We start from the raw sequence: 12,160 nt of genomic DNA on the forward strand, positions 1-12,160 counted from the left end.
GGCCGGAGTCGGGCGGGGACAGTTACGGGAGCCGGGAGACGGCGAGCCCTGCTCCATGGCTCCGGTGCGGTTGCGCCGGCTGAACCGTTGGCTGGTGGAGGACATGCTTGAGGACCTGGCGGGACTGTATGCGGAGTCCCGTGCGACGGCGCCGGGTGAGGCGTACCGCCGTCCCGGCCGCCAGAACTTCCTGAACCGTCTCACCACGGACATGCGCCGGCCGGGATTCGCCATGGTGATCGGCGAGACGGACGGACTGATGGGATGCGCCTTCGGGTTCCCGGCACGCGGCGACGGCTCGTGGTGGTTCGGTCTCGACGGAGTACTGCCGCGCAGCATCGATCAACTCACGCTGTTCGACCGGGTCTTCGCGTTCGGTGACATCCTGATCCGGCCGCACCTACAGGACCGTGGCCTCGCCCGCAGGCTGCAGGAGCGGCTGCTGATCGACCATCAGACGTCACTCGGCGCCGCGCTGGTGGACCGGGCCGATCGTGCAACCTCCGCTGCGTTCCGCTCCTGGGGGTGGCTGGATGTCGGAGAGCTTCGCGGGCCGGCCGGTCCCACCAGGTTCCGCGCGCTGGTGCTTCCCGTCGGGGAACGCACCACGGCGAGGCCGAAGGGTCTTGTCACGATGCCTGGAGAAGGCGGCCCGGGTGGTCCCTGAGAGGCGGTCGGCCCGCATTCGGATGCTGGTGGCCGAGCAGGCGGCCCGGCGCGGTGCCCGGGTCGGCGTGGTGGACGTGTGCACCGCGGCCGTGGCCGCGCTGCCGGTCGGCGGGGCCGGGCTGTCGGCGATGTCCCAGGCCGCGCCGAGCCACCCGCTGTGCAGCACCGACGGCATCAGCGAGCAACTGGAAGAGCTCCAGCTCACGCTGGGCGAGGGGCCCTGTGTGGACGCCTTCCTGCACGGCTCGGCCGTCCTGACGCCCGATCTGCTCACCCGTGACCTGCAGGACCGTTGGATGGTGTTCGCCGAGGCGGCCCTGGAAGCCGGGGCACGCGCGGTGTTCGCGCTCCCGCTGCAGATGGGGGCGATCAGCCCGGGAGTGCTGGACCTGTATGCCGATGTTCCGGTCCGGTTGGACGCGGAGGAACTGGCGGACGCGTTGGCGTTCGCCGATCTCGCGACATGGGTACTGCTCGACGCGCGAATCGACGAGACGGGCGGCCCGCGCGATGGTCCCGTCGAGGACCTGGGCGCATACCGGGCGGAGATCGACCAGGCCAGCGGGATGCTCACGGCCCAGCTCGGAGTCGGCATCGAGGAAGCCTTCGTAAGGCTCCGCGCCTACGCCTATGCACACGGACGCCGGCTCGCCGACGTGGCCGCGGACGTGGTGGCCCGACAGCTTCGTTTCCCACCGGACGCGGAGCCGGGTCAGGCCGAGGAGAAAACCTGACGCAGCGGTGCCGGCCGAGGAACGTGCTGTACTTCCCGCCCCGTCGGGCCGGGAAAAGGCTCAATTGAGGGTGCCCACGATGAATGAACAGCTTCTGGCCAAGACCTTCGTCGAGCTGGCCGACAACCTGGTCGCCGACTTCGACCTGATCGACTTCCTGCGCCTGCTGACCGACCGCTGCGTCGGCATGCTCGACGCGAGCGCCGCCGGGGTGCTGCTCGCCGACCGGGACGGCAAACTCCGCGTCATGGCGGCCTCCGACGAACAGGTGCGTGTGCTGGAGCTGTTCCAGCTCCAGAATGACGAAGGCCCCTGCCTCGAGTGCTTCCGCACCGGCGCACCGGTGATCATCCCCGACCTGCCCCGGGAGGTCGACCGCTGGCCGCGTTTCGTCACGGCGGCCCACCGCAGCGGGTTCGGGGCCGTCCAGGCCCTGCCCATGCGCCTGCGGGACGAGACCGTCGGCGCCCTGAACCTCTTCCGCGCAGCCCCCGGCCCCTTCGACCCGCCCGCCACACTCATCGCCCAGGCCCTGGCCGACGTCGCCACCATCAGCCTCCTGCAACAACGCACCGCCCACCGCAGCACGGTGCTCAACGAACAACTACAGACGGCGCTGAACAGCCGGGTACTGATCGAACAGGCCAAGGGGAAGCTCGCCGAACGCCAGGGCATCGACATGGAGCAGGCGTTCAGCGCGCTGCGCGGCTACGCCCGCTCCCACAACCGGCGCTTGTCCGACGTGGCCCGCGCCTTCATCGCCGACTCCGAACCCCTTGCCGGCCTGGGGTTCTGACCCACGCCCTGGCGGGGCCCGCTACTGCTCTGCGCCGTCCTCGATCAGACGGCGGTGCAGTTCCGTGGTCATGACGTGGATCGCTCGCGTCAGCTCGGTGTTGGTCTTGAGCTCCAACTCCTGCTCGACGAAATCGTGGTCGGCCTTGATCTGCTGGAAGGCCGCCTGCCGGTTCTGGCCGATCATGACGAACGTGGAGAGGAAGATCGCTTCCAGCGACACCACGAGCGTCAACGTGGGCCAGGGGCTGCCCTCGACGAACAGCATCCAGAGCACGAACGCGATCGCATGGATGTAGACGAACGGCATCGAACCGGCGAACTTGGTGATGGCGTCGGCGATCCGCAGTTGGGCGTCCCCGGCACGGCTGTTGCGGTGCGCAACCACTGCGGGGTGGTGCATGGCCTGGCTGTCCTGCTCGCTCATGGCGGCGCGCCTCTCGCGTTTCGGGGCTTCGCGGGGCACCGCCGACCACAGACAACGGCTCCCGCGCGTCCCTGGAGCCTAATCGTGGGCCTCGACCGTCACCTGGTCGCGCAGGCGTGCACAGGTGCGGGTGATCAGACGGGAGACGTGCATCTGCGAGAGACCGTCCTGCAGGGCGATCCGGTTCTGTGTCATCTCGCCGAAGAACCTCACGTAGAGGATCTTCCGCCCTCGGCGCCGCCGCGATCATCAGCGATCTCACCGCGCTGCTGAACGCATTCCCCGCAGGACCCGCCGACGACGTCGCCCTCCTCGCCCTCAGCGCCACTTCCACGACACCCGCCACCACCCTCCGGCGCCTCGGGCACCGCACACACCAGCGTGCCCCTCCCACTCCCCGACAGCACATGACCGGGCCGAACGGGCGATGAGCCGACAGGACGACCGCCGGGCGCGCACGCCGTCATCTCCGGCCCGCCGAACGGAGGCGCCGCAGTGCCTGGCGCAGCTCCTGTCGTACCCGTTCCGGGAGCGCCTCGTCCTTCGTCGTGGCGACCAGCGCCGCGGCCACGTCGCGGAGCTTGACGTTGCAGCGCTGCGACACGTCCACCAGCAGATCCCAGGCCCTCTCACTGGAACAGGGCGCCAGGGCCATCACCATGCCGCGCGCCTGGTCGATCACCGCACGACTCACCAGCGCCCGCCCCAACTGTTCGTTGCCGGCGCGCAGTTCGACGACCTCGGCCAGCAGGTCCGCAGCCGCAGCCGTCGACAGCGGCTGCTCCTCACAGGGCGTGGTCACCTGGTGCATGGTGCGTACCTCACAACGCAGTCATCCTGTCCATGGGGTCGGCGGCACGCCCGTTGCCGTTCGCCGGCCGCGCCGGACCGGTAGGGCGGGCCGTGGTGTCGGTCACCTGCGGTACTCGCTGTCCCGACGGACCTTGCGTCTCCACCGTGCCCGATGCCGACGGCGGTCCCGGTGGTCCCAGTACTCCCCGGGACCGGAACTGCCGCCACGGTCCCAGCCCCCGCCTTCACCACGGCGGCCGTATTGGGCGGCACCGAACACCAGCACGACCGACGCCGCGGCCGCCCACCAGATGGGGTGGAGGAAGCCGAAGCCGAACAGGACCACGATGAGGACAAGGAGCAGGACGAACACGACGGCCCCCCGGAGCGGAACAGAGCATCACTGCCGGGGGCCGGGGCCTGTTCGGACAGCCTAGCCCTGCCAAGTGACTGCTGGTAGCGCCCCATGTAACGGTCTCGCACCCGGAGCGGACGGCCACTTGCCGGCTGTTCAGGGAGCGCGGCAAGGGCTGGTGCGCGCGGTACGGCCCGAGCGCGGTACGCATGTACGCGCTGATCGTTCCGGCTTCGATCCCCTTCGTCCTCTCGCCGTTGTGATGGCCCTGTCGTAGGGGGAGGCGGGTTTCCTCTTCCGGCCTCGCGGAGCGGCGGCGCGTCCGCCACGAGGGCCGGCACGACCGGACCGGCAGATCACGCAACGGTTGCAGCGCGGGTGAGCACGGCATGGATCCATCGCACCGGCGTATCCATCAGGGGTGCGAGGCGCACCAGCCGCAGTACCATGGATCGTGGGTTGGCTCACTCTCACGTGCAGCCGCCCGGAAGGGCGACTCCGGCGTGGTTGCGCCGGAGTCGTTGGTACAGCCGCAGTGCCGGTTCCGGCAGGGCGCCGACCTTCCAAGGGACGCGGCCCGCGTCGACCCGTGTCCCGCTCAGGAGGGACCGCGGATGATCCACGCAGCCGACATCCGCGCGTGGCGCACTCATGACGTCGTCGACCCGCAGGGGCACAGGATGGGCGTGCTCGAAGCGGTCTACGTGCCCAGGCGATGGGAACGCGTGCGCCCTGGGGGGCACGCGACGGGCGGGGCGTGGTTGAGGTGGCCCACCACGGTTCGGATGCGCGTTCTTGGTCTACGGGACGAGTGGCGGAAGTGCTGTTCATGAGTTCTGGTCGACGTCGTTCCGCCGGAGCCGGCGCGTGTTCGGAGCGGCCGAAACGGGTGCTCGCTCTCATCGGGTCGGAATACCTGACCTAGTGTCAAGAATGGCTGCGCCGAAGCCTGTTGTCCGGTCGGAGCGGCCACGCAGGAGCACCGAGGAGGACACGGTGCCTTGGGCCGATCCGTATGTGGGGAACGACGGTACTCAAGTCCGGGGAGCCGGTCGCTGTGCTTCGGGAGCGGTCCCTGTCCGGACTCGTAAGTCCCCGATGTGTGTCCCGGCCCCGACGAAGCCGAGAGGGCCCCAGCCGTTGGTGCTGGGCATGGCGGCTGCCGCGGGTGTCGGGTTCTGCGGCACCGGGGGCCTGGCTGCTGGGCAACTGGTGGCTGCTCGCCGTGCTCGCCGCCGTTGTGGCCGGGGCCGGCGGTCTCTGGCTCACGCAGTGGGCGGTGAGCGCCCGCTGGGAGCGGGTGCACGTGCGGAGGCTGCGCTACGGGCTCCCCCAGCTCGACGGGCTCCACCACGAGGCCTTCGAGTTCGCGGTACGGGACCTGATGCGCCGTGACGGCTGTGCGGATGCCGTACAGGTGGGCGGGGTCGGGGACAACGGCGCGGATGTGCCGGCGACCGATCCGCTCGGCAGGCGCTGGGTGACCCCGCAAGCACCGGCAGGATGGGGCCTCGGGGTCGGCTGCATCTGCTCGACCGTGGAACGCTGGGGGAGCGGGCGGGAGGTTCACGGCCGCTCTGGGAGCTGCTTCAGCGGTGCCCCCGACGGGGTAGCGGCCGGCGTTGTCGTGAGAACCGTTGTCGTGCTGATCACGGGCGCGGTGCCGGTGCCGAGCGGGTCAGGGCGATGTGAAGCCGTCGCAGAGCCGCGGTGACCAAGTGGCCTCGTATGCCGTCGGACTCCTCGCGAAGGGGAGCCGTGGGATCGGGGCGTCGGACGAGTTGTCGTAGCCTGGCGCGGCTGTTGTGCTCGACGAGGATCGGCACGTAGCCGGCGATACGAGCGTTGCTGAGCGGCTGGTAGCAGTCCTGCACCACCTCCCGCACGACCGCGGGCGTCAGCAGGCCGGCGTAGGAGGCCGTCAGATGGTCTGTGAGCTTCTCAAGGGTGTCGGGTAGCGCAGTCTCGGCCGTGTTCGCGCCCATGGCGCGCTCCTCACTGTCACAGACGGCCGGCCTCGGCAGCCGATCGGTTTCCGGGTGCTCGGCGTCGGCCCGTCCACTTCCCACACTTGCACGGATCGCGTCCGTGGAACGGTCCGCCGGATCTGTTCATCAACTGGCCATCTGGGACAGGTCGACCTGCGGACGGGCCCGTACGGCCGGCCAGAGGAGTAGGCTGATGTTACCGAGGGTATTTCGCGCACCGGCCTTCATGCTTGTGTCGTTTTCGGCGATTGATTACACCGGGCCGGTCCGACCGGCCCGGAGCAGGGTTCGCATCATGACTGCGACCGTTTCGTACGCGCCGACACTCCAAGGTCGGCCCTCCCCTCCGTCCCTCTGCATGCCGCCGGCTCTCACCGGTTCGACTCCGGCTCTCCTGGCCGGCGCCTGGTGGCCCCCCTCCTGTTATCCGGGGGCGGAACCTCCTTCATCGACTGCCCTGCTCGACCCGCGGACGACTCCCGTCTCGGCCGTGCGGCTGATGGCCGCCGTGAGCGACCCGCTGCGCACGTCGGCCACGGGCCGGGTGATGGACGAGGCGGCGCGTCTGCGCACCGTGACGGCGACCGATCGGGCCGTGGAGGTCGTCTGGGACGCTGAAGGAGGCCGTGAGGCCCGCGGTCCGACCTCCCGTCCACGGATCCCGGCAGTTACTGCTCCGGTAGTTGCCATTCCGGCAGCCGCCCTGCCGACACCGCATCCGGCGAAGGGCATGTGAGGGTCATGGAGACCTTCGTGGCCGTGATGGTGCTCCTGGCGATGGTCGTTGTGGGCGTGCTCCTGATCCACCTGCTCAACAACCAGCACGACGAGCGCATCGCTGCTTTCCACTACGGCCGCTCCCGGTCCGCTGTCCGGGGGTTGGCACCATCGGCCCCGCAGAGGCATCGCGGCCGTGGCGGAACGAGTGGCGCCGGTGATCGCCGCGACCACCGCGACGGGGGACGCGGACGGCTCCGGCCACGGCGCCGGACCCGGACGGGAGAGAAGTGAGTCGCCATGCTCGCCGCCATGCATTCCGTGAGGCTTCTGGCGGACACCCGCAGTGAGCCGGTGCTTCCCGGCACCGCGGTCCTGCGGATGGAGACGACAGCCCGGCGCACGGGGACGTTCGACGGCGCGTGGTGGCCGCGGACACGCGACCTCAAGAGCCAGCTGACGGGTCTCCTCGCCGCGCTGACGGCTCGCCTGGGCCCCATCGCCCGCGTGGGCCTCGACGCGAGCGACTGGGACGGCTCCCCGGGCCATCTGTTCGTCGACGGGCACATGGTCCGCATCGACTGGTCCGCCGTGTGCGACAACACCATGATCGTCACCCGTGGCGACCAGGACCACTTCCTGTTCCTCGTGATCCCGCCGGGAGCAGGTACCGGCCCCGCGCGTGCCGCGATGGCCATGGCCGTACAGGACGACAACGCCGTCTCGGCCGAGCGGATCCTGGCCGCCACCGGCATCACCCGGGCCGACCGGAGCGACGTAGCGCACAGTTCGCCCGGCTGAACCGGGCCGATACAGCAGAGCCTGCGACAGCAGCCCGGGACCCCGGCCGCAGCACGGACGACAGGTCGGGGTCCTGCCGTGCCGGACACCTCCCGGACCGTCCGGGTCCCGGGACCGTCATCGACGTGAGGAATGTGAGAACCATGGGTGTTCTGATCACCGTGCTGGTGGTGTTCGCCGTGGCCGGGCTGGTCCTGCTCGCCCTGAGCCTGCGCAACGTCCAGCAGTACGAGAAGGGCGTGGTGTTCCGCTTCGGGCGGCTGCTGCCGGACATCCGCGGGCCCGGCCTGCGCGTCATCCGGCCGATCGGGGACCGGATGCGGAAGGTGTCGGTACAGACCGAGGTGCTCGGCATCCCTCCGCAGGGGTCCATCACCGCCGACAACGTGACGCTCACCGTCGACGCGGTCGTCTACTTCAGGGTCATTGACCCGGTCAAGGCGCTGGTGAACGTGCGGGACTACCCCAGCGCCGTCTCCCAGATCGCCCAGACCTCGCTTCGTGCCGTCATCGGCAGGGCGGATCTGGACACGCTCCTCTCCGACCGCGACCACATCAACACGGAGCTCAAGAAGGTGATGGACGCCCCCACCGAGGAACCGTGGGGACTGCGCATCGAGCGGGTGGAGATCAAGGACATCGCCCTTCCGCAGTCGATGATGCGCTCCATGTCCAAGCAGGCCGAGGCCGAGCGCGAGCGCCGTGCCCGGGTCATCGCCGCCGACGGTGAGTTCCAGGCGTCCCAGCGGCTGAGTGACGCCGCGGCGACCATGGCCGACACTCCGGGCGCGCTCCAACTGCGCCTGCTGCAGACCGTGGTGGACGTCTCCGCGGAGAAGAACAGCACCCTGGTCATGCCGTTCCCGGTGGAGATGCTCCGCTTCTTCGAGCACCAGAGCCAGGAGACCGGCGGCGAATCCGTCCACCGGAGCATCCCACGCCCCGCGCTCCCCGAACGCCCGGAACTCCCGGAACCGATTACCTCTGCCCCACCCGCCGCGCCCGCCTTCCCCCTGAGCGGACAACGGGTCGGCTCCCATGGAGATCGGATCGGCAGGCGCGCGGATGTGGCGCGGGAGCGGCGGGACAATTGGCCGGCACACGCGGACTCCGACTCCGACGCGTCATATACCGGCGGCTGAACGTCGGGTGAACCGTTGACTGGCGCTGCACCTGGTAGGGGAACTGGCGGATCTGTACGTGGACTCACGCGAGACGCCACCCCATTAGGCATGGCCTCCGGCATCCGCCGGCCACGGTTCGCCATGGTGATCGCGGAGACGGAGGGTCTGGTGGGATGAGCCTTCGGATTCCCGCTCCGTAGCGGCGTCCGGTGGCTCGGCCGTGACGGAGTATTACCGCGCGGATCGAGCAACTCGCCATGTTCGGCAGTGTCTTCGCGATCACCGACATTATGGGCCGTCCGCGACCGCAGGACGGCTGTCTCGATCGACAGTTCACGATCGACCTCACAAAGTGCACTCGCTTCACCCGGGGCGGCACCGAGGTTCCCGGCTGACCTCGGGCTGCGAGCAGTGCCCCTGATACTGGCGAAATGTGCTGTTGCCGGCGCAGATTTCTCGGACACGAGGTGCGATGCGGTTCAAACTTTGGCCACGCGAATACCAAGGCCGCACAGCATGTGGAGGTCCTCGGGGTCGGACGTCAGGACGGTCACGGGGGCGGGTGAGGTGAGTGCGGTGGCGGCGACGATGGCGTCGAGGGCGTATTTGTGGCCGTGTAGGCCGGCTGCGGCGAGGAGTTTGCCGGCGTGGCGGGCGATGGCTTCGGTGGGCGGGATGATGTTGACGCGGGAGACGGCGTAGTCGAAGCGGGCCTGGTTGGTTTTGGGGTCGCGGGCTTCGACGAGGGTGACGGAGCTGGTGATGACGCGGATGTCCTCGGCCTCGGCGGCGGAGAGCCATTCGGTGAGTTCGGGTGTGTGTCGTACGAGTTTGGACAGGCCTTCGCAGTCCAGGACGAGGGTGCCGCTCACGCGGCGTCCGCCGAGCCGGCCGTGTCGCCGCGCAGGAGCGCCCGCTTGGCCTCGACCGCTGCCTGATCCACCGGCCCGTGCTCGGTTTCCGCGTCTTCGATGAGTTCGCGCAGCCGGTCGCGTTCGAGTTGGCGTTGGATGAGGGCTTCGACGTAGGCGGACATGCCGCGCTTGCCGGTGCGCGCCTTGAGGGCGGCGATGGTGCCTTCGTGGAGGGAGACGGAGACCGGGCGGACCGGGCCTTCGCCTGGAGCGGGGTCGGGGGTGGTGGCCATGGAACCAATTTAACAAAACTCTTGTTATTTGGTTGGGGTGATTCCGTGGCGTGCGGCTTGACCTGAGGCGGCGCGGGTTGTCTCGCGGGGTATGGACCCCTGTGATCACCAAGCGCGAGGATGCGTCCCGTGGGCTGACGCGTGAGGAACTGCTCGCACTGCCTGCGGCCGTGGACCTGGAGCCGGCGAACCGTGCGCTGTCCCTCAGCCGGACCACCGGGTACGACCTTGCCAAGCGTGGCCGGTATCCGTGCACGGTCCTGCGTCTGGGCAACGCCTACCGGGTCGTCACCGCCGACCTGCTCAAGCTGCTCCACATCGACGTACCGGAGCCCGCAGGCGTCGACGAGCCGACGGCTGTCACGCCCGAGGTGGAAGGAGGCCGGATTTCGTCGAGCTGTTGTTGTTGCTGTGTGCGCCGCTGTGCTCGTCTGCGTGAGGCGTGTGGGCGGGGAGACCACGGATGATGGCGATCGGCCTCGTATGTGGGATCTCGACAAGCCGTGCGACCATGGTGTCGCCACCGAGCTTGTAGGCCAGTTCATCGCCCTGCCAAAGGGGCGGGGAGCGCAAGGGGAGCGCGGACGCCTGTGGACGGTGCAACACGGCGTACGAGCAGCGGGACCGTGGTCAGTGCTCTGATCTGCGAAAACGGGATCTGATGCGATCACGGGGCATAACTCGTCACGATCCCTATCGCCCTCGTAATGCGTAGGTCTCGGGTTCGAATCCCGAAGGCGGCTCCCCTGAAACCCCAGGTCAAACTCCTCTGACCTGGGGTTTTCCGTTCGTGGTGCACCTCAACCGCTCGGCAACGGCACCAGGCCGCGGCGCGGCCCCGCTGACGTCGTCCTCCGGCACGATGGAAACCGGTCAGGGCGACAGGGAACCGTGGAGGCGGGCGATGGGCGGATCGGGTGCTGCGGGCGGTGGGTACTCCGGTACCCCGCTCGCCAGGAAGATCGGCATCGGGGCGGGCCGGCGGGTGGCGCTTGTGCACGCTCCGGATGCGTTCGACATCCCCGGTCTGCCCGACGGGGTGGAGTTCACCGCGGTCGGCCCCCGCGGCGCCGACATCACCCTCGCCTTCTACCGCACCCGCGCCGCCCTGGCCGCCGAGGCCTCCGCGCTGGCCGCCGCTCTCGCCGACCACGCCATGCTGTGGATCGCCTGGCCCCGCAAGGCCGCAGGCCACGTCAGCGACATCGCCGAGAACGATCTGCGGGACCTCTTCCTCCCGCTCGGCGTGGTCGACGTGAAGGTCGCCGCGCTGGGGGAGGACTGGTCGGGGCTGAAGTTCGTACGGCGCAGGGAGAACCGGGGCGGGGAGAGCCGTCGCGCGCCCCGCCACGCCTGACCCAAGAATCGGCGTACTCGGAAAGTCCGTACCGTGAACGGCTAGCATCGCGGCCGGGATTGCCGGCGGCCGTGATGGGGTGAAGGGCATGCAGGACCTGGGAGCACTGCGGATCGCTGTCGCCGTCGTGACCATGGGAAACAGGCCCGCCGAGGTCGACGCGCTGCTGGAGTCCGTGGCCAAGCAGGACCTGGCGCCCGCGCGGATCGTGATCGTGGGCAACGGCTGCCCGCTGCCGGACTACGCCGAGCGGCTGGCGCTGCCCGGCGAGGTCACCCTCCTGGAACTCGACGAGAACCTCGGCTGCCCGGGCGGCCGCAACCATGCGCTGGCCCGGCTGCGGGAGTTCGGGGACGTCGACGTCGTCGTAGAACTCGACGACGACGGGCTGCTCGTCGACGCCGATGTGCTGCGGCGGGTGAGGGACCTGTTCGCGGCAGACCCGAAGCTGGGCATCGTCGGCTTCCGCATCGCCGACGAGCACGGCGAGACACAGCAGCGGCACGTGCCCCGGGTCGGCTCCTCCGACCCGATGCGGGGCGGTTATGTCACCGGGTTCCTCGGCGGCGGCCACGGCCTGAGGACCGCCATGCTCGACGAGATCGGCGACTGGCCCGCCGAGTTCTTCTTCGCCCATGAGGAGACCGACCTGGCCTGGCGGGCCGCCGACGCCGGCTGGCGGATCCTGTACGCACCGGAACTGCTGCTTCAGCACCCGAAGACCTCGCCGGCCCGGCACGCCATCTACTACCGGGTGAACGCACGGAACCGGGTCTGGCTCGTCCGCCGTCGACTGCCGTTGCCGCTCATCCCCGTACACCTGGGGATCTGGATGCTGCTCACCCTTGCCCGGACCCGGTCGGGGGCGGGTCTGCGCGCCTGGTTCGGCGGGTTCGTGGAGGGCCTCAGGGAACCGGCGGGCGAGCGGCGGCCCATGCGGTGGCGGACCGTGTGGCGGCTGGCGCGGCTGGGACGGCCGCCCGTCATCTGACGGGAAACGGCGGAGGGGACGAGGGTCCCGGGCGTTCACCTCCGCCGACCGGGACCCTCTGACGTCCCCCGGATCCGGCCACGACGGCGTCACTCCCCCGAGTTGCGCGTTCTACGCGCGCACCCCCGGGCCAGATCCGATGAAGTGATCACATCAGGTGGCACCAACGGATCGCTAACATGTGGCCAACGGTTCTCCGTTCCGGCCTCGGCCGATTGGCGCGAAGCCGTCGGTCGGCATCGCCGGACCGTCGCGGCCGTAAC

Annotated in this window: 15 protein-coding genes and 2 pseudogenes; 10 read left to right on the forward strand and 7 right to left on the reverse strand. The window is 69.6% G+C overall.

Going from position 1 to position 12,160, the window contains the following annotated elements:
• Positions 1 to 103: 103 nt before the first annotated feature.
• The 3 genes from ACWC1K_RS01745 (at position 104) to ACWC1K_RS01755 (ending at position 2,199) form a co-directional block, all read left to right on the forward strand.
• On the forward strand, positions 104 to 667 hold the full coding sequence (locus ACWC1K_RS01745; protein ID WP_450828090.1) for a hypothetical protein: 564 nt from the start codon (positions 104 to 106) through the stop codon (positions 665 to 667).
• Entirely contained in the window at positions 657 to 1,403 is a 747-nt protein-coding gene (locus tag ACWC1K_RS01750; RefSeq protein ID WP_351472270.1) for an ANTAR domain-containing protein, read from the forward strand. The genes ACWC1K_RS01745 and ACWC1K_RS01750 overlap by 11 nt, the downstream gene beginning before the upstream one ends.
• Before the next feature lie 79 nt (positions 1,404 to 1,482).
• Positions 1,483 to 2,199 carry a GAF and ANTAR domain-containing protein gene (locus ACWC1K_RS01755; protein WP_450827888.1) on the forward strand — a complete coding sequence of 239 codons (717 nt, stop codon included), beginning with the start codon at positions 1,483 to 1,485 and terminating at the stop codon, positions 2,197 to 2,199.
• A gap of 21 nt (positions 2,200 to 2,220) precedes the next feature.
• Here the strand turns inward: ACWC1K_RS01755 and ACWC1K_RS01760 are convergent, their stop codons facing one another.
• The 4 genes and pseudogenes from ACWC1K_RS01760 to ACWC1K_RS01775 form a co-directional block, all read right to left on the reverse strand.
• Positions 2,221 to 2,625, reverse strand: coding sequence for a DUF1003 domain-containing protein (locus ACWC1K_RS01760; protein ID WP_232649513.1), 405 nt, complete (start codon positions 2,623 to 2,625; stop codon positions 2,221 to 2,223).
• 78 nt (positions 2,626 to 2,703) lie between these two features.
• Positions 2,704 to 2,859: pseudogene (locus ACWC1K_RS01765) on the reverse strand (sigma factor-like helix-turn-helix DNA-binding protein); the annotation flags it as partial.
• A 229-nt stretch (positions 2,860 to 3,088) separates the two neighbouring features.
• Positions 3,089 to 3,436 carry an ANTAR domain-containing protein gene (locus ACWC1K_RS01770; RefSeq protein WP_351472266.1) on the reverse strand — a complete coding sequence of 116 codons (348 nt, stop codon included), beginning with the start codon at positions 3,434 to 3,436 and terminating at the stop codon, positions 3,089 to 3,091.
• 102 nt (positions 3,437 to 3,538) lie between these two features.
• Positions 3,539 to 3,790, reverse strand: coding sequence for a hypothetical protein (locus ACWC1K_RS01775; protein WP_450827890.1), 252 nt, complete (start codon positions 3,788 to 3,790; stop codon positions 3,539 to 3,541).
• A gap of 1,150 nt (positions 3,791 to 4,940) precedes the next feature.
• Here ACWC1K_RS01775 and ACWC1K_RS01780 point away from each other — a divergent pair.
• Entirely contained in the window at positions 4,941 to 5,486 is a 546-nt protein-coding gene (locus ACWC1K_RS01780) for a hypothetical protein (protein ID WP_450827892.1), read from the forward strand.
• Here the strand turns inward: ACWC1K_RS01780 and ACWC1K_RS01785 are convergent.
• The gene (locus ACWC1K_RS01785; RefSeq protein WP_351472261.1) at positions 5,422 to 5,757 is read right to left on the reverse strand and encodes a three-helix bundle dimerization domain-containing protein; all 336 of its coding nucleotides are present in this window, start codon (positions 5,755 to 5,757) and stop codon (positions 5,422 to 5,424) included. The genes ACWC1K_RS01780 and ACWC1K_RS01785 overlap by 65 nt on opposite strands.
• A gap of 502 nt (positions 5,758 to 6,259) precedes the next feature.
• On the opposite strand from ACWC1K_RS01785, the gene ACWC1K_RS01790 reads away from it, so the two are divergent.
• The 3 genes from ACWC1K_RS01790 (at position 6,260) to ACWC1K_RS01800 (ending at position 8,420) form a co-directional block, all read left to right on the forward strand.
• Positions 6,260 to 6,496: a hypothetical protein gene (locus ACWC1K_RS01790; protein WP_450827894.1), complete on the forward strand. Its 237-nt coding sequence runs from the start codon at positions 6,260 to 6,262 to the stop codon at positions 6,494 to 6,496.
• 293 nt (positions 6,497 to 6,789) lie between these two features.
• Positions 6,790 to 7,278, forward strand: coding sequence for a DUF5994 family protein (locus ACWC1K_RS01795; RefSeq protein WP_450827896.1), 489 nt, complete (start codon positions 6,790 to 6,792; stop codon positions 7,276 to 7,278).
• A gap of 143 nt (positions 7,279 to 7,421) precedes the next feature.
• Entirely contained in the window at positions 7,422 to 8,420 is a 999-nt protein-coding gene (locus ACWC1K_RS01800) for a slipin family protein (RefSeq protein WP_232649520.1), read from the forward strand.
• 461 nt (positions 8,421 to 8,881) lie between these two features.
• Here ACWC1K_RS01800 and ACWC1K_RS01805 read toward each other — a convergent pair whose 3' ends face one another.
• Positions 8,882 to 9,274, reverse strand: coding sequence for a type II toxin-antitoxin system VapC family toxin (locus ACWC1K_RS01805; RefSeq protein WP_450827898.1), 393 nt, complete (start codon positions 9,272 to 9,274; stop codon positions 8,882 to 8,884).
• On the reverse strand, positions 9,271 to 9,549 hold the full coding sequence (locus ACWC1K_RS01810; RefSeq protein ID WP_450827900.1) for a hypothetical protein: 279 nt from the start codon (positions 9,547 to 9,549) through the stop codon (positions 9,271 to 9,273). Before ACWC1K_RS01810 ends, ACWC1K_RS01805 begins: the two co-directional genes overlap by 4 nt.
• 101 nt (positions 9,550 to 9,650) lie before the next feature.
• On the opposite strand from ACWC1K_RS01810, the pseudogene ACWC1K_RS01815 reads away from it, so the two are divergent.
• The 3 genes and pseudogenes from ACWC1K_RS01815 to ACWC1K_RS01825 form a co-directional block, all read left to right on the forward strand.
• A pseudogene (locus ACWC1K_RS01815) lies at positions 9,651 to 9,863 on the forward strand (hypothetical protein); the annotation flags it as partial.
• 590 nt (positions 9,864 to 10,453) lie between these two features.
• Positions 10,454 to 10,906, forward strand: coding sequence for a DUF3052 domain-containing protein (locus tag ACWC1K_RS01820; protein WP_450827902.1), 453 nt, complete (start codon positions 10,454 to 10,456; stop codon positions 10,904 to 10,906).
• A gap of 88 nt (positions 10,907 to 10,994) precedes the next feature.
• Positions 10,995 to 11,897, forward strand: a complete 903-nt coding sequence (locus ACWC1K_RS01825) for a glycosyltransferase family 2 protein (RefSeq protein ID WP_450827904.1) — start codon at positions 10,995 to 10,997, stop codon at positions 11,895 to 11,897.
• Positions 11,898 to 12,160: the final 263 nt, after the last annotated feature.

It is taken from the genome of Streptomyces sp. NPDC001492, from assembly GCF_053597275.1.